This window comes from Rhodococcus sp. NPDC058505 (genome assembly GCF_042720095.1).
Lineage (GTDB): Bacteria > Actinomycetota > Actinomycetes > Mycobacteriales > Mycobacteriaceae > Rhodococcus_G.
In genome coordinates this window covers 86698-108159 of record NZ_JBHXNB010000010.1, presented here as the reverse complement: position 1 = coordinate 108159, position 21462 = coordinate 86698, and the positions used below count along the sequence as shown (strand labels likewise).

At 70.3% G+C, this 21462-nt stretch carries 20 protein-coding genes; 7 read left to right on the top strand and 13 right to left on the bottom strand.

Features of this window, described 5'->3' with window-relative positions; translation table 11 throughout:
* Window positions 1–92: 92 nt before the first annotated feature.
* A complete protein-coding gene (locus tag ACFWPA_RS10415) occupies window positions 93–1016 on the bottom strand; it encodes a LysR substrate-binding domain-containing protein (RefSeq protein WP_378508765.1) in 924 nt (307 codons plus the stop codon).
* Window positions 1017–1137: 121 nt separating this feature from the next.
* Here ACFWPA_RS10415 and ACFWPA_RS10410 point away from each other — a divergent pair, with 121 nt between their 5' ends.
* The 3 genes from ACFWPA_RS10410 to ACFWPA_RS10400 all read left to right on the top strand — a co-directional run bounded on the left by ACFWPA_RS10410 (window position 1138) and on the right by ACFWPA_RS10400 (window position 3030).
* On the top strand, window positions 1138–1725 hold the full coding sequence (locus ACFWPA_RS10410) for a peroxiredoxin (RefSeq protein WP_378508766.1): 588 nt from the start codon (window positions 1138–1140) through the stop codon (window positions 1723–1725).
* A 2-nt stretch (window positions 1726–1727) separates the two neighbouring features.
* Window positions 1728–2267 (top strand): carboxymuconolactone decarboxylase family protein, encoded by a 540-nt coding sequence (locus ACFWPA_RS10405; protein ID WP_378508767.1) that lies wholly within the window; start codon window positions 1728–1730, stop codon window positions 2265–2267.
* 88 nt (window positions 2268–2355) lie between these two features.
* On the top strand, window positions 2356–3030 hold the full coding sequence (locus ACFWPA_RS10400; RefSeq protein WP_378508768.1) for a PhzF family phenazine biosynthesis protein: 675 nt from the start codon (window positions 2356–2358) through the stop codon (window positions 3028–3030).
* 51 nt (window positions 3031–3081) lie between these two features.
* Here ACFWPA_RS10400 and ACFWPA_RS10395 read toward each other — a convergent pair whose 3' ends face one another.
* Together ACFWPA_RS10395 and ACFWPA_RS10390 are read right to left on the bottom strand one after the other, a co-directional pair.
* Entirely contained in the window at window positions 3082–3672 is a 591-nt protein-coding gene (locus ACFWPA_RS10395) for a transglycosylase family protein (protein ID WP_378508769.1), read from the bottom strand.
* Window positions 3673–4046: 374 nt separating this feature from the next.
* Complete coding sequence (locus ACFWPA_RS10390) at window positions 4047–4745, bottom strand: hypothetical protein (RefSeq protein ID WP_378508770.1); 699 nt, start codon at window positions 4743–4745, stop codon at window positions 4047–4049.
* Between the two features lie 17 nt (window positions 4746–4762).
* Between ACFWPA_RS10390 and ACFWPA_RS10385 the strand changes: the two genes are divergently transcribed.
* Window positions 4763–5014, top strand: coding sequence for a hypothetical protein (locus ACFWPA_RS10385; protein ID WP_378508771.1), 252 nt, complete (start codon window positions 4763–4765; stop codon window positions 5012–5014).
* Window positions 5015–5065: 51 nt separating this feature from the next.
* Here the strand turns inward: ACFWPA_RS10385 and ACFWPA_RS10380 are convergent, their stop codons facing one another.
* Genes ACFWPA_RS10380 through ACFWPA_RS10370 form a run of 3 tightly spaced genes read right to left on the bottom strand, consistent with a single transcriptional unit; the run spans window position 5066 to window position 7706 of the window.
* Window positions 5066–6298 carry an aspartate aminotransferase family protein gene (locus ACFWPA_RS10380; protein ID WP_378570105.1) on the bottom strand — a complete coding sequence of 411 codons (1233 nt, stop codon included), beginning with the start codon at window positions 6296–6298 and terminating at the stop codon, window positions 5066–5068.
* Window positions 6295–7008 carry a Pr6Pr family membrane protein gene (locus tag ACFWPA_RS10375; RefSeq protein ID WP_378508773.1) on the bottom strand — a complete coding sequence of 238 codons (714 nt, stop codon included), beginning with the start codon at window positions 7006–7008 and terminating at the stop codon, window positions 6295–6297. Before ACFWPA_RS10375 ends, ACFWPA_RS10380 begins: the two co-directional genes overlap by 4 nt.
* Window positions 7005–7706, bottom strand: a complete 702-nt coding sequence (locus ACFWPA_RS10370) for a Pr6Pr family membrane protein (RefSeq protein ID WP_378508774.1) — start codon at window positions 7704–7706, stop codon at window positions 7005–7007. Before ACFWPA_RS10370 ends, ACFWPA_RS10375 begins: the two co-directional genes overlap by 4 nt.
* A 95-nt stretch (window positions 7707–7801) precedes the next feature.
* Here ACFWPA_RS10370 and hrpA point away from each other — a divergent pair, with 95 nt between their 5' ends.
* On the top strand, window positions 7802–11710 hold the full coding sequence (gene hrpA, locus ACFWPA_RS10365; protein WP_378570104.1) for an ATP-dependent RNA helicase HrpA: 3909 nt from the start codon (window positions 7802–7804) through the stop codon (window positions 11708–11710).
* A 77-nt stretch (window positions 11711–11787) separates the two neighbouring features.
* Window positions 11788–12759, top strand: coding sequence for an SMI1/KNR4 family protein (locus ACFWPA_RS10360; protein ID WP_378570103.1), 972 nt, complete (start codon window positions 11788–11790; stop codon window positions 12757–12759).
* A gap of 12 nt (window positions 12760–12771) precedes the next feature.
* On the opposite strand, the gene nrdR is transcribed toward ACFWPA_RS10360, so the two are convergent.
* Together nrdR and ACFWPA_RS10350 are read right to left on the bottom strand one after the other, a co-directional pair.
* On the bottom strand, window positions 12772–13257 hold the full coding sequence (gene nrdR, locus ACFWPA_RS10355; RefSeq protein ID WP_378508777.1) for a transcriptional regulator NrdR: 486 nt from the start codon (window positions 13255–13257) through the stop codon (window positions 12772–12774).
* A gap of 164 nt (window positions 13258–13421) precedes the next feature.
* Entirely contained in the window at window positions 13422–13973 is a 552-nt protein-coding gene (locus ACFWPA_RS10350) for a LysM peptidoglycan-binding domain-containing protein (RefSeq protein ID WP_378570102.1), read from the bottom strand.
* Between the two features lie 365 nt (window positions 13974–14338).
* Between ACFWPA_RS10350 and lexA the strand changes: the two genes are divergently transcribed.
* Window positions 14339–15064 carry a transcriptional repressor LexA gene (gene lexA, locus ACFWPA_RS10345; RefSeq protein ID WP_378508779.1) on the top strand — a complete coding sequence of 242 codons (726 nt, stop codon included), beginning with the start codon at window positions 14339–14341 and terminating at the stop codon, window positions 15062–15064.
* 88 nt (window positions 15065–15152) lie between these two features.
* Here the strand turns inward: lexA and ACFWPA_RS10340 are convergent, their stop codons facing one another.
* The 5 genes from ACFWPA_RS10340 to hflX form a co-directional block, all read right to left on the bottom strand.
* A complete protein-coding gene (locus ACFWPA_RS10340) occupies window positions 15153–16295 on the bottom strand; it encodes an acyl-CoA dehydrogenase family protein (protein ID WP_378508780.1) in 1143 nt (380 codons plus the stop codon).
* Window positions 16296–16386: 91 nt separating this feature from the next.
* The gene (locus ACFWPA_RS10335; RefSeq protein ID WP_378508781.1) at window positions 16387–17568 is read right to left on the bottom strand and encodes a lipase family protein; all 1182 of its coding nucleotides are present in this window, start codon (window positions 17566–17568) and stop codon (window positions 16387–16389) included.
* A gap of 178 nt (window positions 17569–17746) precedes the next feature.
* Entirely contained in the window at window positions 17747–18757 is a 1011-nt protein-coding gene (locus tag ACFWPA_RS10330) for a PHP domain-containing protein (RefSeq protein WP_378508782.1), read from the bottom strand.
* Window positions 18758–18886: 129 nt separating this feature from the next.
* Entirely contained in the window at window positions 18887–19960 is a 1074-nt protein-coding gene (locus ACFWPA_RS10325) for a hypothetical protein (protein WP_378508783.1), read from the bottom strand.
* A 29-nt stretch (window positions 19961–19989) separates the two neighbouring features.
* Window positions 19990–21426 (bottom strand): GTPase HflX, encoded by a 1437-nt coding sequence (gene hflX / locus ACFWPA_RS10320; protein WP_378508856.1) that lies wholly within the window; start codon window positions 21424–21426, stop codon window positions 19990–19992.
* Between the last annotated feature and the right edge of the window lie 36 nt (window positions 21427–21462).

Genomic DNA, 21462 nt, shown 5'->3' with positions numbered 1-21462 from the left:
GTCACGCGCGTGCTTCGTCCATCCTTCCATCCGCGTCGCACCCGCGGGCGCCTGCCACCGCCCGTCGATCACGGTCCGCGGCGGGGGCGCCGTCAGAAGCGGATCCCGGCGGGCGCGATCGAGGTGATCAGGTCCGCGAGCCGCTCGTATGCCTCGACCCGACTGCTCGACGCCCGGAACACCAGGCCGACGGTGCGGCCGGGGGCGGGGGCGGCGAATCGCGCGGTCGCGAGGCCGCCGCGGGCGGCCTCGACCGCCACCGCCGACGCGGGCACCAGGGTGACACCGAGACCGCCCGCCACGCACTGCACGACGGTGGTCAGCGAGGTGGCGCGGGTGTCCCCCGCGATCGGGTGGGCGTCCACCGAGCGGCACAGGTCGAGGGTCTGATCGCGCAGGCAGTGGCCCTCGTCGAGCAGCAGCAGGGGCAACTCGTCGAGCGCCCCCGGTGCCAGGTCGGCGCGCCCGGCCAGCTCGTGCCCCGGCGGCACCACCAACACGAATTCCTCGGTGTACAGCGGCATCTCGGCCATCCCGGACGCCTCCGACGGTAGTGCGAGGACGGCGACGTCGAGGTCACCGGAGCGGAGGGCGTCGAGAAGGCGGGCGGTCTGGTCCTCGACCACCTGCGGGGTGACCGCGGGCAGTTCGGCACGCAGCGCGGGCAGCAGGGCGGGCAGCACGTAGGGGGCGATCGTCGGAATCAGCCCGATCCGCAACGGTCCGGACAACGCGTGACCGACCCCGGCTGCCGTCGCGACGAATCCGTCGGCGGCGTCCAGGATCTGCTTGGCCTGCGCGAGCAGGGTCTCCCCCGCGGGGGTGACCAGGACCCGGCGGGTGCTGCGTTCGATGAGCTGCACACCGAGACCGTTCTCGAGCGCCGCCAGCGCCTGCGAGAGTGTGGGCTGACTCACACCGAGTCGGGTTGCGGCGGTGCCGAAGTGGCGACATTCGGCGACCGCGACGAAGGCACGCAGCTGCGACAGTGTCGGTTGATAAGTCTGATCGGGCACGCCTATCAGTGTAGTGACTTCTATCGCCTTTACCTTTTGAAGGGTTTCGGGCAGACTGGAGTCACCCCAGAAAGACGCGCTCGATCGCGGACGAAATCCAGCACAGGAGGACAGAACACACATGGCTCTGCTGACCATCGGCGACCAGTTCCCGGCGTACAACCTCAAGGCCGTCATCGGCGGCGACCTGTCCAAGGTCGACGCGCAGCAGCCCGACGACTACTTCACCCAGATCACGAGCGACGACTACGCGGGCAAGTGGCGGATCGTCTTCTTCTGGCCGAAGGACTTCACCTTCGTCTGCCCCACCGAGATCGCCGCCTTCGGCAAGCTCAACGAGGAGTTCGCGGACCGCGACGCGCAGGTGCTCGGCGCCTCCGTCGACAACGAGTTCGTGCACTTCCAGTGGCGCGCACAGCACGAGGACCTCAAGACCCTCCCCTTCCCGATGCTCTCGGATCTCAAGCGTGAGCTGGCCGAGGCCACCGGCGTCCTGAACGCCGACGGCGTCGCGGACCGCGCCACCTTCATCATCGACCCGAACAACGAGATCCAGTTTGTGTCCGTGACCGCCGGGTCCGTCGGCCGCAACGTCGACGAGGTCCTGCGCGTCCTCGACGCCCTGCAGTCCGACGAGCTGTGCGCCTGCAACTGGAAGAAGGGCGACCCGACCATCGACGCCGGCGCCCTGATGACCGAGGGCGTCTGACCATGAGCATCGAGAACCTGAAGAACTCCCTCCCCGAGTACGCCAAGGATCTCAAGCTCAACCTGGGCTCGCTCGCACGCTCGACCGAGCTCACCGAGCAGCAGCTGTGGGGCACGTTCCTCGCGGCGGCCGCGGCAACCAAGTCGGCGACCGTGTTGCGTGAGGTCGCCGAGGAGGCCGCCGACGTGCTGTCGGCGGAGGCGTACAACGCCGCGCTCGGTGCCGCGTCGATCATGGGCATGAACAACGTCGCCTACCGGGCCAAGGGCTACCTGGGCGACGACTACGCCCAGGTGCGGATGGGTCTGCGGATGAACATCATCGGCAACCCCGGTGTCGACAAGGTCGACTTCGAGCTGTGGAGCCTCGCGGTCTCCACGATCAACGGTTGCGAGCACTGCACCGTTGCGCACGACGCCGTCGTGCGCAAGGAGGGGCTGACCAAGGAGCAGGTCTTCGAGGCCGTCAAGGTCGCCGCGACCCTCCAGGGTGTCGCGCAGGCCGTCGCGGTCTCCGAGTCCCTGGCCGGGACGACCGCCTAGTCTCCCCCGCACCACGAAAGGTGCCCTTCGCGTGGACCGTTACGCGAAGGGCACCTTTCGTCGTCCCATCCGGCGGTATCGTTTGACAATGAGCATTCAGGTAGATGTGGTCCGGGTGTTCACCGATCCCGATGGGCGCCACGGGAATCCGCTCGGTATCGTCGACGCGGCCGCGGTACCGCCACCGGACAGACAGCGGGTGGCCGCCGACCTCGGGTTCAGCGAGACGATCTTCGTCGATCTGCCCGACCCGACAGCCACCTCCGCGACCGCCCAGATCTTCACCCCGGCAGCCGAAATCCCCTTCGCGGGTCACCCGACCGTAGGGCTGTCGTGGTGGCTGCGCGAACGCGGACTCCCGGTGGACACCCTCGAGGTGCGGGCCGGGCCGGTCGCCACCCGCACCGCCGACGGGTACACGTGGGTGCGGGCGAAGCCCGACTGGGCACCGGAGTTCACCCTGCACTGCCAGCCGGACAGCGCCGCCGTCCACGCCGTCGCCGCATCGAGCTTCGGCGACGGCCACCACTACGTCTGGGCGTGGGCGGGCGAGGGCGCGATCCACGCGCGCATGTTCGCCCCCGCGCTCGGCGTTCCCGAGGACGAGGCCACCGGCGCCGCCGCGGTCCGCATCACCGAGCACCTGCGGAGGGGCCTGCACATCACGCAGGGGCGGGGGTCGAAGATCGTCACCCGGCGCAGCCCGGACGGCTGGATCGAGGTCGGCGGCCGGGTGCAGCGCGACCGCCCGGTGACCGTGTGAACGGTCGCCGGGCGGTCGATGCTCGGTGGGCGGTCGCGCCGCCCCGCCGGATCAGGACAGCGTGAGGGTCTGCCCCGGGAAGATCAGGTCGAGGTTCTGCACCTGCTCGGCGAAGACCGACAGGTCGACCCCGTGCTCGGCGGCGATCTGCGAGAGGGTGTCACCGACCTGGACGACGTAGGTCGACGCCCCGAGCGTCTGCACCGGCGCGGACTCGGCGATCTGCGCCGCGACCTGCTGAACCGGGCTCGGGGCGGGCGTCTCCTGGACCGGGGCCTCCTGGACGGGCTCGGCGACGTCCGAGACACCCGTGGTCAGGTACTGGCCGCACACCGGCCAGGCGCCGACGCCCTGCCCGGCGAGCACGTTCTCCGCGACGCGGATCTGCTCGGCCTTGCTGGCGTTGTTGGCACTGCCCGCGCCGCCGTAGGCGTTCCAGGTGCTCTGCGAGAACTGCAGGCCGCCGTAGTAGCCGTTGCCGGTGTCGATCGACCAGTTGCCGCCGCTCTCGCACTGCGCGACGCCGTCCCAGTTGTGGGTGGCTGCCGAGGCGGTGCCCGCGCTCAGCGCCATCGGAACGGCGGCGAGGGCGGCGGTGGCGGCGACGGCGCCGAGGGCGCGCTTGGGGGTGAAGCGAGTCATTCGGGTGAATCCTCTCCTTGCCGCCGGGGTCCGGACTCGCGCGCCGTCATCGGCGCCCCGCGAGTGTGTGTCCGGCCCGCTCCTGTCCCGGGGAAGTTGGTGGCGTCCGACCCGCGGGACAGGATCTGGCGGTAGCGGGTCGGCGGTAGCCCGGTTGATTCGAGCTGAGATGACCGTAGGCGACGATCACAAGAAGGTCACGGCCCGCGTGTTGCCGCCACATCTGACACAATTGCTGCTATAGAACGCGTTCCCCGCAGGGCATCGTGCAGATTTCAACCAGAACCAACCGGTCGGTCCACCCGCGGAGTGTGGCGACCGACACGCACAGAAAGTGACCCGCGTCACTCAAAATGTCCGATTCGCGACCCGGGTCAGGGCGTGCGCGCCGCCCCCGCGGCCAGATCCGCCGCGCTGAGGGACACCGCGATCTCGTCGCCCAGCCGCACCCCGTCGGCGAGGGGCAGCCGATCCCCGCTCCAGAACTTCCCGGGGTCGTACCAGTTGGTCCGCCGCCGATCGGTGAGCAGACCCATCGACTCGTAGGTCTGCGCGACGACCTCCGCGCAGTACGCGCTCTCGATCCCGGCCGCCGCTCGCTGACCGGCACGGCGGGTCGGCCTGCGGAGCGCAGGCAGGCGGCCCCCGACCCACCGGGACGCCAGCCGCGCCGTCGACGGGAAGGACGCCCCGTTCAGTCGGGCGATCGTCCGCAGGAGCTCGTTCTCCTGCTCCCGCGTCACCGGGGTCTCCAGCTGACGCAGCCACCCCCGCTGCCCGTACCGCGCGCCCCACACCTGCACCGCGGCGCGCAGGTCGTGCAGTTGCACCCCACGCTGGTACCGGCCCGTCCACATGTCCTGCAGCGAATGCCCCAACTCGGCGTGCCACATCAGTGGCGGCAGGTCATCGAGGACGACGGACATCCCGACATGATTGACCGGGCTGTTTGTCAGCGTCTGGATGGCGCGGTCCGCGCCGGCGCGGCCCCGAAAGATCCAGATGTCCCCGGTGCGGGTGGCGTCGACCGCCACGTCGAGGCTGACCTGCGATTCGTGCATCCGCCGACTCATCCCCCTAGGTTAGAGCGATGAACCCGCGCCACCTGTGGAAGCTCATCGGCCTCGCCGGTGTGGTCGGCGTCGCGGCGACCGGCGCCCTCACCGTCCGCGCCGAACGCAAGCGCCGCGCCTACACCCCCGACGAGGTGCGGGCCCGGCTACACACCCGGTTCGCGCAGGCCGCCGGGGACGCCGACCGGCGCCCGAAGGTTGAGCTCGCCCCCGTCAAATCCACTCTCCGCCAACGCCTGAGGCGCCTGCGGCGCCTGCGGCGCCTGTGAGTACTTCTGGCCCCCAGACGGACCAGAAGTACTCACAGGCGGCGGAGCCGCCTACCTCAGGGCGGAGCGGACGCCGGCCGCCATTTCCGCGACCTGCTCGTCGGTCATCACGAACGACGGGGAGAACTGCATGGCACCGACCCCGGCGGCGCGCCCGGAGATGCCGTGCTCGCGGAGCGTCTTCACGAACGGCAACGCCTCCGCCGGGTCCGCGAGCTGAACTGCGGCGACGGCACCGAGCCCGCTGCGCACCTCCTGCACCCGCGGATGGTCGGCGAGCGGCGCGAGGTGCTCGTGCAGCGAGACCTCCAGCCGCTTCGACTCGGCGAGCAGGTTCTCCCGCTCGATGATCTCCAGGTTCGCCAGCGCCGCGGCGGCCGCCCCCGCGTGCCCGCCGTAGGTGTAGCCGTGCCGCCACCACACCCCGCCCGCGAAGAACGGCTCGGCGACGCGGGGCGCAACGAAGACCGCCCCCATCGGCACGTACCCGGACGTCAAGCCCTTCGCGGTGGTGATCAGGTCCGGCTGCAGGTCGAACCGGGTGGACGCAAACCAGGATCCGCCGATCCGGCCGAAGCCGGTGACCACCTCGTCGACGACGAACAGAATGTCGTGGTCGCGGCAGATCTCCCGCACCTCGGCGAGGTAGCCGTCCGGCGGCAGATAGATGCCGCCCGCACCGATGATCGGCTCACAGAAGAAGGCCGCGATCGTGTCCTCGCCCTCCCGCTCGATCAGCTCAAGCAGACTCTTCGCGTCGTCCCAGCCGACGGTGCGGGCGTCGGGCATCAGCTCGCCGTAGTTCTCGCGGTTGACCGGGATGCCGGCCAGCGCGGTCCCCGCGACGTGCATGCCGTGGTAGGCCTTCTGCCTGCCGACGACGATCCGCTTGCCGGGCCTGCCCAGCTCGTGCCAGTAGCGGCGGGCGAGCTTCGCCGCGGTGTCCACCGAATCGGATCCGCCCGAGGTGAAGAAGACCTTGCTGCCGGGCACCGGGGCGATCTCGGCGAGCTTGTCCGCAAGGGCGATCGTCGTCTCCGGCGCGAAGTCGCCGAAGTTCGAAAAGTGCGCCACCGTCGACAACTGTGCCGCGACCGCGTCCGCAATCTCGGTGCGCCCGTGTCCGACGTTGGTGAACCACAGGCCCGCCGTCGCATCGAGGTACCGGTTGCCCTCGGCGTCCCAGATGTACGCGCCCTCACCACGACTGACCACGAAGGCCCCGTCCCGGTGCACCGCCCCCATGTCCGCGAACCCATGCCACAGCGAACCGCTCGTACTCATTGCTCGACCTTCCTGTCGACTCCCGCGTCGGATGCCGGGACCGTTCGATCACCGTATCGCCAGCGGGCGCCGAGCCGCCCGGCGACGTTGACGGCAAGGCTGATGAGCAGGAACGCCACCACCAGGACGACCAGTCCGATCGCCATCTGCAGCGGGCCCTGCTGGCGCGGGTCGATGAACGGGTACGGATACCAGGCCACGATCGGGCCGCGGATCAGCGTGTACACCCCGTAGAGGACCGGGAACCACACCCACGTCATCGCCGTCGCGTCGCTGATCCGCCTGCGCGCCGGAAACACCACCCAGTCGAGGAGGATCACCAGGGGCATGACCCGGTGCACGACGTCGTTCGTCCACTGCCCCTGGCCACCGACGTCGACGTTCGCCAGCAGCACCGCGTACACGATGCCGGTGATGACCATGTAGACGGTGACGGCGCCGCGGAATGACTGCCAGCGTTCGCCCTGCGGGTCGATCACCGCGCCGACCGCAAGGACGACCACGGCCAACACGTTGCTCAGGACGGTGAAGTAGCTGAAGTAGCTGACCAGGTCGAAATCGGGTTCGCCCGCCTCGTGGATCGGCAGCCACGCGAGGGCCACCGCGCCGAGCACGGCGAGGGCGACGCGCAGGACTCGGACCGCGGGAGGCGTGTGGGGGCAGGCAGGCCGCGGCGTCGAGCTGGCCGTGCCGTGACTTGCGGTCGTCATGCCGACTCCGTGGTTTCGTTGCTCCCGATCTCGTCCGAGGTCGACCGAGGCACGTCGTCACCGGTGCGCCAGCGCCCGGCCAGGCGCCCGGACACGTTGACCGCCAACGCCATCAGCACGAACGCCAGCAGCAACACCACCAGCCCCACCGCCATCTGCAGGTAGCCCTGCGCGCGCGGGTCGATGAATGGGTACGGGTACCAGTCCACGAACGGACCCCGGACCAGGGTGTACACGCCGTAGACCAGGGGGAACCACAGCCAGGTCAGTGCCTGCCTGTCGGAGATCCGCCCTCGCGGTGGGTTGAGCACCCAGTCCAACAGCAACACCAGCGGAAGGTACCGGTGCATCGTGTCGTTGATCCACTTGTCGTTCAAGGTGACGTCGATGTTCGACAGCAGTACCGCGTAGATGATTCCGGTGATGACCATGTACAGGGTCGCGGCGCCGCGGAAGAGCTGCCACCGTGTCGACTGCGGGTCGACCAGGCCGCCGACGAGCAGGGCGATCACCCCGAGCACGTTGCTCAGCACGGTGAAGTAGCTGAAGTAGTTCGCCACCGAGAACGCGGCATCACCCACGTTGCGGAGCGGAATCCAGGCCAGCGCGACAACGCCGAGAACTGCGAACGCGAGCCGCAGGACGCGGACGTAGGGACGCGTGTGGGGGTAGGCCGACTGCGCGGCGACGTCGCTCACCGGCAGATCGTCGCACGCCGGGCGGGCGCGGCGGGGTGCGACGCGCATGCGCCGGACCGATCCGGCGGCGCGGCCTTCGATAGGCTGTGCGCAGCATGTCCACCACACCACCCGCCGCGCAGCCAGGCCTCGACCGGCGCGAGATCACGCGACTCCTCCCCGACCTCACCCTCCGCGACGAGCACCGGTTGCGGCGCAAACTCGACCGTGCCCGCAGCCCGGAGGCCCTCGCAGCGCTCGGCCGGGAGGTCGGCCAGGCGCAGGCCCGGATCGCGACCCGCCGGTCCCGGGTGCCCGCGACGACCTACCCGGAGGCGCTGCCGGTCAGTGCCCGCCGCGACGACATCGCCGCCGCGATCCAGGCCCACCAGGTGGTGATCGTCGCCGGTGAGACCGGCTCCGGCAAGACCACCCAGATCCCGAAGATCTGCCTCGACCTCGGCCGCGGCATCCGCGGCCTGATCGGCCACACCCAGCCGCGCAGGCTCGCCGCCCGCACCGTCGCCGAACGGATCGCCGAGGAGCTCGAGTCCGACCTCGGCGACGCCGTCGGCTACACCGTGCGGTTCACCGATCAGGTCTCCGACGGCACGCTGATCAAGCTGATGACCGACGGCATCCTGCTCGCCGAGATCCAACGCGACCGGCTGCTGCGCCGCTACGACACGCTGATCATCGATGAGGCGCACGAACGCAGCCTCAACATCGACTTCATCCTCGGCTACCTCAAGCAGCTGCTCCCCCGCAGGCCCGACCTGAAGATCATCATCACCTCCGCGACGATCGACCCCGAACGGTTCGCCGAGCACTTCGCGGTCGACGGGGTGCCCGCCCCGATCGTCGAGGTCTCGGGCCGCACGTTCCCCGTCGAGATGCGGTACCGCCCGTTGACCGTCCACGTTGGCGAGCAGACCATCGATCGGGACCCGGTGGACGCGGTCGGCGAGGCCGTCGAGGAACTGCTGGCCGAGGGCGACGGCGACATCCTGGTGTTCCTGTCCGGCGAGCGGGAGATCCGGGACACCGCGGACGCGTTGCGGGACCGCAGGATCCGCGGCCTCGACATCCTGCCGCTGTACGCGCGACTGTCCGCGGCCGAGCAGCATCGGGTCTTCGAACGGCACACCGGCCGGCGGGTGGTGTTGTCCACCAACGTCGCCGAGACCTCGCTGACCGTCCCCGGCATCCGGTACGTCATCGACCCCGGCACCGCCCGCATCTCCAGGTATTCGGTCCGCACCAAGGTGCAGCGGCTGCCGATCGAGGAGATTTCGCAGGCCTCCGCACGACAGCGCGCGGGACGGTGCGGCCGCGTCGCCGACGGCATCTGCATCCGGCTGTACTCGGAGGAGGACTTCGACGCGCGGCCGGAGTTCACCGAGCCGGAGATCCTGCGCACCAACCTGGCGTCGGTGGTGTTGCAGATGACGGCGCTCGGACTCGGCGACATCGAGGCGTTCCCGTTCGTCGAGAAGCCCGACCCGCGGGCGGTGCGCGACGGCATCGCGCTGCTCGAGGAGCTCGGCGCGCTGGTTCCGGCCCGCAAGGACGCCGCAGCCGAGCTCACCCCGATTGGTCGGGAACTCGCGCAGATCCCGGTCGACCCGCGGATGGCACGGATGCTCGCGCAGGCCAACCACACCGGCTGCCTCCGCGAGATGCTCGTGATCGTCTCCGCGCTGTCCATTCAGGACATCCGGGAACGTCCCGCCGAACACCAGCAGGCCGCCGACGAGAAGCACGCCCGGTTCGCCGTCACCGGTTCCGACTTCCTCGCATACACCACGCTCTGGGAATACCTCCGTACCCAACGGAAGGAACTGTCGTCGAGCCAGTTCCGGAAGATGTGCAAGAACGAGTACCTGCACTGGCTGCGCATCCGAGAATGGCAGGACCTGCACGGGCAGCTGTCGCAGATCACCCGTTCGCTCGGCTGGTCGGTCGCCGACACCGAGTCGTCCCCGGATGCGGTGCACCAGGCGCTGCTCGCCGGGCTGCTCTCCCACATCGGGTTGCGCGAGGGCGACAAGCGGGACTTCCTTGGCGCCAGGGGCGCCCGGTTCGCGATCTTCCCCGGCTCGTCGCTGTTCAAGAAGCCCCCGCGCTGGGTGATGGCCGCCGAACTCGTCGAGACGTCCCGGCTGTGGGGCCGGATGGCGGCGGGCATCGAGCCGGAGTGGGCCGAGAAGCTGGCCCCGCACCTGGTCAAGCGCACCTACTCGGAGCCGCACTGGTCCACCAAGCGGGCCTGTGCGATGGCGTACGAGCGGGTCACGCTGTACGGCATCCCGCTGGTCGCGAAGCGCGCGGTCACCTACTCGTCGATCGACCCCGAGGCGTCACGGGAGCTGTTCCTCCGGCACGCCCTGGTCCAGGGCGAGTGGCAGACCCAGCACACGTTCTTCCACGCCAACCGGGCATTGCTCGACGACGTCGAGGAGATGGAGACCCGGGCAAGGCGACGGGACATCCTCGTCGACGACGAGGCGCTGTACGAGTTCTACGACCAGCGTGTCGGCCAGGAAGCGGTGTCCGCCAGGCACTTCGACACCTGGTGGAAGAAGGCGCGGCGCTCCGACCCGGACATGCTGACCTTCACGGCAGCGCACGTCGTCAACCCGGAGGCGACCGCCGTGCTCGGCGGCGACTACCCGAACACCTGGCGGCAGGGCGACATCTCCTTCCCGCTGACCTATCAGTTCGAGCCGGGAACCGAGGACGACGGTGTCACGGCCCGCATCCCGGTGGCCCTGCTCGCGCAGGTGCGCGGCGTCGGCTTCGAATGGCTCGTCCCCGGAATGCGGGAGGAGTTGGTCACCGCCCTGATCAAGACGCTACCGAAGACGTTGCGCCGCACCGTTGTTCCCGCCCCCGACTATGCGCGGGCCGCGTTGTCGGCGGTCAAGCCGCGGACCGAGCCGCTGCCGGTCGCGATCGCGCGGGAGCTGACCCGGATGGCGGGCACCCCGATCGCCCCGACCGACTTCGACCTGACCGCGGTCCCCGATCACCTGCGGATGACGTTCGCCGCGGTCGACCCCGCTGGCGCGGTGCTCGGCCGCAGCAAGAGTCTTGACGACCTGCGCGCCGGGCAGGCACCGCGGGTCGCGGCGGCGGTGTCGAAGGCCGCGTCCACCACCGAGCGGGCGGCCGCGGCGGTGTGGACGTCGGAGACCCTCGGCACCGTGCCCGCCACGGTCACCCGGAATCTCGGCGGGCAGAAGGTCGTCGGCTATCCGGCGCTGGTCCCCGAGCCCGGCGGTGTCGCGGTGCGCGTCCTTGCCACGCCGGCCGAGCAGCGGCGCGCGATGCGCGAGGGCACCCGGACGCTGCTGCTTGCCGCGGTTCCGACACCGACAAAGGCCGCGATCGGCGGCCTCGGAACCCGGGATCGGTTGGCGCTGAGCCAGAATCCGCACGGCGGCGTGGACGCGCTCGTCGAGGATGCACGCACCTGCGCCGTCGACGCCCTGATCGATCGACACGGCGGCCCACCGCGCACCCCCGACGGCTTCGACGCCCTCGCCGCGGCGGTGCGGGCCGAACTGCCCCGCGAGGTGGCGGTGCTGGTGCGCCTCGTCGTCCCGGCCCTGGCGCGCGCCCAGCAGCTGCGGGTGCTGCTCGACGGCGCCAGCGGCGACGCCGCCGATGATGTCCGCGAGCAGCTCGACTCCCTGGTGTATCCGGGTTTCGTCGCCGACACCGGCGCGGCCCGTCTCCGCGAGCTGCCCCGCTACCTGGACGCGGCGATCCAGCGACTGGAGGCGTTGCCTGCGTCGGCGGTCCGCGACCGCCAGAACCTCGCCGTGGTGGACGGCGTGTTCGACGCGTACGGCACACTGCTGGCGCGCCTGGATCCGCGGCGACACCACGACCCCGACGTCGACGCGATCCGCTGGATGATCGAGGAGCTACGGGTCGGGCTGTTCGCGCAGTCGCTCGGCACCCCGTACCCGGTGTCGGACAAGCGAATCCGCAAGGCCATCGCGGCGATCGCCCGGTAACACCCCGGCCAGCTGCCGCGACACCCCGTGGGGCGGGGGACGAACCCCATCCGGTCCACCAAGTACGAGGAGACACCGTGGAAGACGACGGACGGATCTGGCGCGCGGCGTTCAACTACGGCCCCGGCCGCCGGGAAAGAGCCTTCCTCCAGGGAAGTTCGGAATCCCGGCCGCAGGCGATCGTCGACGCCCTGACCGCGATCAGGGACTTCGTCGCCGCTCACTCCGGCCCGGTCGACGACCGCGCCACCATCCACGTGGTGCAGTACCGGGCAGACACCGAACTGGGAAGGGTGCTCGGCGCCACCGACCCCGATCTTCCGGTGGAGGAGCTCGTCGCCCGGACCGAGGCGGCCATCGCCGCCTACGCCAGGGAGCAGGACGAGATGATGCGGCGCACCGAGGAATCCGCAGCGCTCCTCGGCGACGCCCCGACGCTGAGCCCAACGCCGCCCGGGTCCGTTCGCGCACAGTGGGATCGCGTCTCCTCGTGGCTCGACCGCAACCTGCCCGCCGCCACCCCCGCGGGTCTCACCGCCACGCCGGAGGCCGTCGCGGCGGCGGTGACCCGGACCGGCGTCGCGTGGCCCGACGAGTTGATCGACTTCGTCACCGCGGCGCGACAGGACCACCCGCACCGACTGTTTCCCTCGCATGCTGTCCTCTCCCTCGACCAGATGCTCGACGACCACGCGATGATGGTGGACATCTGGTCCGAGATCGATGCCGACGAGGACGGATCCGAACCCGGCGACGGGCAGGTGGTGTCGGAGCAGGCGGGGACACCGGCCTTCACGTTCATTCGCGAGTACGTCCCGTTCGCCGGGCTCGACGGGTACTACCTCGTCGTCGACACCCGGCCCGGACCGATGCACGGTTGCGTGCTCGAGTTCTCCCGCGACGGCGCCGACGAGGTGGGCCCGCGATGGAAGTCGGTGAGCGCCATGCTGACCGATCTCGCCGACAGCCTCGAGAGTGGCGGCGTGTTCGACCGGCTGTGGTACCCGCGGATCACGGACGGCGACCTGGTCTGGGAGCTGCGCGACTGAGGGGACCGGAGCCTACGCCGGAGCGTCGCTGTCCGCCTCCGCCGCTGCCTCCTCGCGATGCACCCGGAGGTCCTTGATCTCCCGCTCGAAATCCTCTGCGGAGGAGAAGGACCGGTACACCGAGGCGAACCGGAGGTAGGCCACCTCGTCCAGGTCCCGCAGCGGGCCGAGGATCGCGAGCCCGATTTCGTTGCTCGGGATCTCGGCTGACCCGCTGGCCCGGACGGTCTCCTCGACCTTCTGCGCCAGCTGGTACAGCGCGTCGTCCGCGACATCGCGACCCTGACAGGCGCGACGGACACCGCGGACGACCTTCTCGCGGCTGAACGGCTCCGTCACGCCGCTGCGCTTGACGACCGACATGACCGCGGTCTCGACGGTGGTGAAGCGGCGGCCGCATTCGGGGCAGGATCGACGACGGCGAATCGCCTGACCCTCGTCCGCCTCCCGCGAATCGACGACGCGCGAATCGGGATGCCGGCAGAACGGGCAATGCATGGCGAATCCTTCGTCTGGACCGTGCCTGCGGACGCACGAACCGCGAAACCCGAGGTCGTCATGCATCCCGAGCGGTCCGAGCTCGTGCGATCCACTGGATGTGGTGGAACCAACAAGGATCGACAATACCGTCGGCTCGGCCATGACCGTTCACTTCCCCCGCGTCAGCCCGCGGACACCGGCACGATCAGCGCCTGCCCCGGATGCACTCCGGTGCCGTCGAGTGCATTCAATTCCACGATCCGTTCCACCGCCCGCTCGACCGGCACCCCCGGAGCCGACCGTTCGGCGACCTCCCCGAGCGACTCCCCAGCCCGCACCTGCACCACACCGGTCCGGTCCGGCACCGCGTCACCGGACTGCCACTGTGCGAGCGCACCGAACGCGACGATCGCGAGGGCGGTGGCCAGGGCGACGACCACGACGGTGCCCCACCCGGTGTCGCCGCCGAGCCGGGTGTGCGCCGCCCGCGAGACGCCGGTGCCGGCCGGGCCGTACGACAGCGGGCGGCCGCCGGGCCGGCGGGATGTCCCGTACCGGCGTGCGGCGCGGCGCGGCGCCCTCGGCGGACGGGCGGGGCGCACGGTCAACGCTGGGCCGCCCGCGGTTCGAATCCCCGCTGCCCTGCTCCCGGCTGCCCTGTTCCCGCCGACCCCGAGTCGGTTACCCGCCCCCTCGCCGTCCGCACCGCCGTCGACATCCATCGCCACGCTCATGAGAACCACCGCTTTCTACCTGGTCGTACAGGGTATTCGGACTAGTTCGCACGCTCCTCGCGATCGGCCGGGTTCGTCGTCCGCCGGAAGCGGACTGTCGGGGAGCCCGCCAATTCGAGCCCGCCAATTCGAGGGAGCCCGCCGATTCGATCACCCGTTCGAGGGAACGCATGTTCGATTTCTACCACGCATCGCCAGCAATGTCTCGCATTGATGCGAGAAATGTCGAACAAACGTTTGATGCCCACGGCTTTTGGGTCTAGATTCGTGTCAGAAGCCACAACACACCCAGGCGTCCCACCCGACCCGCCTGCCGCATCACCCGCACCGAGACCCACACCGCTCCCACTCCAAGGAGGCCCTCCATGAAGGACGACAGCTCCCGCGCAGGTACGGCGGCCGCCCCCGGCCTGCCCGACCTGACGGCGGGGCTCACCGACCGGCAGCGTCGCGTACTGGAGGTGATCCGCGCGTCCGTCAGCGAACGCGGGTATCCCCCCAGCATCCGGGAGATCGGTGACGCGGTCGGGTTGACATCGACGTCCTCGGTGGCCCACCAGCTGCGCACCCTCGAACGGAAGGGATTCCTGCGCCGCGATCCGAACCGCCCCCGCGCCGTGGACGTTCGGGGCCTCAACGAGCCGGTACCGGCCACCGACCCACAGGCCGGGTTCGAGCAGGCCGCGGCCGGCGACGCGACCGACGCTGGGGCACCGAAGCCGGCCCTGGTGCCGGTGCTCGGCCGGATCGCCGCGGGCGGCCCCATTCTCGCGGAGGAGGCCGTCGAGGATGTCTTCCCGCTGCCCCGCGAGCTGGTCGGTCAGGGCTCGCTGTTCCTGCTCAAGGTCGTCGGTGAGTCGATGATCGATGCCGCGATCTGCGACGGCGACTGGGTGGTCGTGCGGCAGCAGTCGGTCGCGGACAACGGCGACATCGTTGCCGCGATGATCGACGGGGAGGCCACGGTGAAGACCTTCAAGCGGACCAGGGGCGAGGTGTGGCTGATGCCGCACAACGAGCACTTCGAGCCGATTCCGGGCAACGACGCGCAGATCCTCGGCAAGGTCGTCACGGTGATGCGCAAGGTCTAGCGGACGGACATGCCGACGGGGCCGTGACGTTCAGTCGTCACGGCCCCGTCGGCACCCCTCGGCCGGGTAGACCCGGGCAGCGCAATCCCTAGAGGTTCAGTCCCCTGCCGATGATCTCCTTCATGATCTCGGTGGTGCCACCGTAAATCCGCTGCACCCGAGAATCCAGGTACGCCTTCGCGATCGGGTACTCGCGCATGTAGCCGTAGCCGCCGTGCAACTGCAGGCACCGGTCGACGAGCTCGACCTGCTTCTCGGTGGTCCACCACTTGGCCATCGCGGCCTCCTGGACGGTCAGCTTGCCCTCGTTGAGCAGCTCGATGGACCGGTCGACGAACACCCTCGCGATCTGGGTTTCGGTGGCGAGTTCGGCAAGCACGAACCGGCTGTTCTGGAAGCTGCCGATCGACTTGCCGAACGCCTTGCGGTCCCGGCAGTACTGGATCGTCGACTCCAGGACCGACTCCATGGCCGCGACCGCGACCACCGCGATCGACAGCCGTTCCTGCGGAAGGTTCTTCATCAGGTAGATGAAGCCCATCCCCTCCTCACCGAGCAGGTTCGTCGCCGGGACCCGCACGTCGGTGAAGCTCAGCTCGGCGGTGTCCTGCGCCTTGAGACCGATCTTGTCGAGGTTGCGTCCCCGCTCGAAGCCCGCCATGCCGCGCTCGACGACGAGAAGCGAGAAGCCCTGCGCACCCTTGTCGGGGTCGGTCTGCGCAACGACGATGACGAGGTCCGCGTTGATGCCGTTGGTGATGAACGTCTTGGAGCCGTTGAGGATCCAGTGGTCCCCGTCGCGAACCGCGCGGGTCTTGATGCCCTGCAAATCCGACCCGGTGCCCGGCTCGGTCATCGCGATCGCGGTGATGATCTCGCCGGAACAGAATCCGGGCAGCCAGCGCTGCTTCTGCTCCTCGGTGGCGAGGTCGATCAGGTACGGCGCAACGACGTCGTTGTGCAGCATGAAGCCGGGGCCACCGAACCCACCGCGGGTGGTCTCCTCGGTGACGATCGTGTTGTAGCGGAAGTCCTTGACTCCCCCGCCGCCGTACTCCTCGGGCACCGCCATGCCGAGGAAGCCCTGCGCGCCCGCCTTCTTCCAGACCTCGCGGTCGACGATGTTGTCCTCCTCCCACTGGTCGTGGAAGGGAGCGACCTCCTGGTCGAGGAACTTCCGGTAGGACTCACGGAAGAGTTCGTGCTCGGGCTCGAAGAGAGTGCGTTCCATTCGCCCAGGCTAGGCCCGGCCGACGGCCCGGTCGATGACCCGAACGAGCACAAACTGTGACCGGCGCGACACCGTCACGCCGGTCGGAGGCTCAGCTGCCGGCGCCCGACTCGGGGGTGCGGCCGTCGAACAGGTCCCGCACGAACGGGACCGTGTCCACCAGCGAGGCGGCCATGGTTCCGCTGTGGTCGGTCGGGTAGGTCCTGAAGGTCACCGGCTCCCCGTTGCGGGCGAGCGTCCCGCCGAGCAGCAGCGTCGACGGCATGATGATGTCCGTGTCCTTGAGGCCCTGACCGATGAAGAACGGCTTGTCGTAACCGGTTTCGGGAATGCCCATGTAGTCGGTCAGCACACCGTGCACGTTCGGGATCGACGACAGCGGCTTCGCGAACACCGTGCCGAGGACCAGGCCGGCCACCTCGTCCTTGAGGTCGCCATAGCAGAGGGTCTCGGCCTTCCCCAACAGGCCGAGACCCGTCTCGTTCAGCAGGCCGGGGACGCCGAGTTCCGGATGCGCGGCATTCAGGCCCGCGAGAATGTACAGGGCGTAGACGGTCAGACCGGCGGGCAGCGCGACCGGCGGGAAGCCCGGACCGGCCTGCGCAACAATGTTTTCGATGTATGCCGGGACCCCGGTGCCGACCGCGCCGCGGTAGTCGAGGGTCGGGCCGCCCAGCTCGGTGGCGTAGCGCGCCGTGGTGATGGCGGCGCCGCCCCCCTGCGACTGGCCGATCGCCACCCAGGCGTTCGACAGGTCGGGTTCGACGCTGCGCCCGGCCTTCACCATGTCCACCACGCTGTGCGCCTCGGCCCGGCCGTCCAGGTACGGCATCACCCCGGGCGTGCCGAGTCCGGCGTAGTCGCTCGCGACGATGGCGTAGCCCTGATCGAGCCAGGTACCGAGGTACGCGAAGTCGCGGTCGCGGGCGCCGGGCCCGACCACCGACGGCGCACAGTCGTCACCGAGACCGACGGTGCCGTGCGCCCACGACAGCACCGGCCAGCCGCCGTCCGGGGGCGTCCCCTCCGGCACGAACACGGTGCCGGTGCTCAGCGCAGGCTGCCCGTTCGCGAGGCTGGTCCAGTAGGTGAGGCGTTCCGCCCGCGCCGTGCCCGGGTACCAGAGATCCTGCGGCAGTGGCTCGCTCGCGACGACGGTGCCCGCGGCCGGGGTGGCGGCCGTCGCCGTGGCTCCGACGGCGAGGACGCCAGCGGCAAGGGCGGCGCCGAGCCCAACGGCAGCGAGTCGAGTAGTCAAGCGATGTGCGCTCACGTGTGTGTTCCTTCGCGTCGGCGGCCCTTCCGGCGCGCGAGGGTCGCGCGGCCACGCACCGGACGCACGGTCGCGTCGCGCTCCTGAGCCGACACGGACACTAGACACGGCCGTGCGGCTCGGTCAACGGCACTCCCACCCGCGGCCGCACCGTGCCGGGCGGTGCCCGGTCCGACCGTCACCCCGCCGCCCAGGCCAGCAGCTCGCCCACCGGCCACGTGTTGACCACCCGGTCGGCGGGCACCCCGCACGCCTGCGCCCGTTCACATCCGTAGCCCTGAAAGTCGAGCTGACCGGGCGCGTGGGCGTCGGTGTCGATCGCAAACACGCAGCCCCGGTCGAGTGCGGTCCGGATCAGCCGCGACGGCGGGTCACGGCGTTCGGGTCTGCTGTTGATTTCGACCGCGGTCCCGAACCGGCGGCACGCCTCGAACACCACCTCGGCATTGAACGTGGACTCGCGGCGGGTGCCGCGGCCACCCTCGACCAGCCGGCCGGTGCAGTGCCCGAGCACGTCGACCAGGGGATTCGCGACCGCGCGCACCATCCTCCGCGTCATCGCGTCGTGGTCCATCGCCAGCTTCGAGTGCACGCTCGCGACCACCACGTCGAGCTCGGCGAGCAGCTCGGGATCCTGATCGAGGCTGCCGTCGTCGAGGATGTCGACCTCGATGCCGGTCAGGACCCGGAACGGTGCCAGGTCCGCGTTGAGTTCGGCGACCACATCGAGCTGCCTGCGCAACCGATCCGCGCTCAACCCGTTCGCCACCGTCAGCCGCGGCGAATGGTCGGTCAGCGCGCAGTACTCGTGCCCGATCAGCGCGGCACGGCGCATCATCTCGGCGATCGGGCTGCCGCCGTCGGACCAGTCCGAGTGCGTGTGCAGGTCCCCACGCAGCGCGGCGAGCAGTTCGCCTCCCCCCTCCCCGATCCGTCCGGCCGCCGCCTTGACCTCGATCAGGTAGTCGGGGACCCGCCCGGACCAGGCCTGGCCGATCACGGTCGCCGTCTTCGGCCCGATCCCGGTCAGCGCCGTCCACGTCTCGGTGCGGCCGAGCCGGTCCCGCTGCTCCGGGGTCAACGCGTCCACGACGTCCGCCGCGCGCCGATACGCGCGGACCCGATGCGTCTCGGCCCGCCCGCGCTCGAGCCAGAAGGCGATCTCCCGCAATGCCTCGACCGGGTCCATGCCCTCCATCGTGGGCCATCGACCGCCGTTCCTCCACCGAGAACGAGCCGAGCGAACGGCACATTCGGTCGATCTGGTCGAGTGAACGCTTCCGTTCAGTCGATCAGATCGAGCAGATGGTCCGTTCGGTCAGCGCCGGCGCGACCGGAACCGTACGACCGCGGCGCCGGCCGCGGCGATGACCACCGCGCCCACCCCGACCAGCGCGGCCGCGACCGCAGCCGATCCGGTACGTCCGGCGAGCGGTTCGTCGACGGGGGTGGGATCCGGCAGCGGGACCAGCGCGGCGGCGCCCCGCAGGACCTGAATCGGGGGCATCGGGCCGTCCGCGGCCTCCGACCCGCTCACCAGGTCGCCGTCCGGGGTGAACGCGATGGCCTCGCCCTGCGGCTGATGCGGCATCGGCACCCGGACCGGTGTCGCACCGGTCAACGCCGCGACGACATCACCGTCCGCCGCCGGATACAGGTAGAGGTCGGTGTACGTGCGGACCGCCACCACCCGGCCGTCACCGCTGACCGCGCCCCCGGTCACCAGGACCGACGACGCGACGGGCAGCGGGCCGCCCGGGGTGTCGGTGGGCGCGACGGTGAGCTGGCCGACACGACGAAGCGGTGTCGGTCCGGCCGGGAGCTCGTCGAGGGGAAGGTCGGTGGTGTAGATCCCCGACGGCGCGAGCACCTCCTTCGTCACGATCACCGGGCGGCCGTCCCGCCCGACGAGGAAGGCCTCGGCGTCGTGCGCACCGTCCGGGTAGCCGAGCAGGTGGGTCGAGCCGGACCCGGTGCCGGGATCCAGGACGGTCAGCGCCACCGACGACCGGACCCGGGCGTTGTCGCCGGTGTCCGACAGCCACAGCCGACCGTCGACCAGCGCCAGGTCCTCGACATCGGTGGGGGTCGCGGGCACCGGCAGCGCCCCGGTCACCGCACAGTCGGGGCCGAGAACCCAGAGCGTCCGGTCGGTGCCGCTGTCCCCGATCGCGAACATCCGGTCACCGTCCGACGCCAGACCGGACAGCTCGGCGAGCCCGGGATCCGTTGGCGTGCACAGGGTCTCCAGCGGCGCATCGACCACGGCCGCACCGCTCGAGGGTGCGGCCGATGGGCCGCCCTGCGCGAGAGCGGGGACGGCCGACACCCCGGCCATCCCGCACACCGCGGCGGCGACCACGGCCAGTCGGGTCCGCACGGCAGCGCTCATTCCTGGCATGGTCGGGCTGCTCCTCGGCGTCAGACGGCGCTGCGCCGGAACCCGTCCAGGGCGGAGGCCAGCGCCTGCGGCACCTTCGCCCGGACCAGGGTGCCCTCCGCTTCGTGCGCCGACTCGAGAATCCGCCCGTCCGCATGAATCCGGGCCACCAGGTCGCCGCGGGTGTACGGCAGCAGGACCTCGACCTCCACCTCGGGTGGGCTGACCATCTCGGCGAGGGTGGCCCGCAGATCCGCGATGCCCTCGCCGGTCCGTGCCGAGACGAACCTCGCGCCCGTCAGCAGACCCCGAAGTTGGGTGAGGGTGATCGGGTCCGCGGCGTCGATCTTGTTGACCACCAGGAGTTCCGGCGGGGCCGGGGCGTCCGATTCGCGCAGGACGTCGGTGATCACCTCCCGCACCGCCTTGATCTGGTCGGTGGGCAGCGGGTCGGAGCCGTCGACGACATGCAGCAGCAGATCCGCGTCGGCGACCTCCTCGAGCGTGGACCGGAAGGCCTCGACCAGCTGGGTGGGCAGGTGCCGCACGAACCCGACGGTGTCGGTGAGCACGTACTGGCGGCCGTCGGCGAATTCGGCCTTCCTGGTGGTCGGGTCCAGGGTCGCGAACAGCGCGTCCTGCACCAGAACCCCGGCGCCGGTGAGCGCATTGAGGAGGCTGGACTTGCCCGCGTTGGTGTAGCCGACGATCGCGACCGACGGGACGTCGCTGCGCAGCCGCCGGGTGCGTTTGGTGTCGCGGGCCGCCTTCATCCCCTTGATCTCGCGGCGCAGCTTCGCCATCCGTTCCCGGATCCGGCGGCGGTCGGTCTCGATCTTCGTCTCACCGGGACCTCGCAGACCGACACCGCCGTTGCTGCCTGCCCGGCCGCCCGCCTGCCGTGACATCGATTCACCCCAGCCGCGCAGGCGCGGGAGCATGTACTCCATCTGCGCCAGCGCGACCTGCGCCTTGCCTTCGCTGGAGGTGGCGTGTTGGGCAAAGATGTCCAGGATCAGCGCGGTGCGGTCGATCACCTTGACCTTGACGACCTTCTCCAGCGCCGTCAGCTGGGCGGGGGTCAGCTCGCCGTCGCAGATCACCGTGTCCGCGCCGGTCGCGAGGACCACCTCCCGCAGTTCCTCGGCCTTGCCGGAACCGATGTAGGTGGCGGCGTCCGGCTTGTCGCGGCGCTGCACGAGGCCCTCAAGGACCTCCGAGCCCGCGGTCTCGGCGAGCGCGGCCAGTTCGGTCATGCTGGCGTCGGCCTGGTCGGCGGTGCCGGAGGTCCACACCCCGACCAGCACGACCCGCTCGAGCCGGAGCTGCCGGTACTCGACCTCGGTGATGTCGGTCAGTTCGGTGGACAGGCCCGTGACGCGGCGCAGGGCGCTGCGTTCGTCGAGCTGCATCTCGCCGACCGACGGGTCGTGGTGGCCGTTGATCGGGTGATCGCGGTGGTCGGTGCGGGGGGTCATGTCGTCTGAGTTCGTCATACACCCCAATCGTCCCAC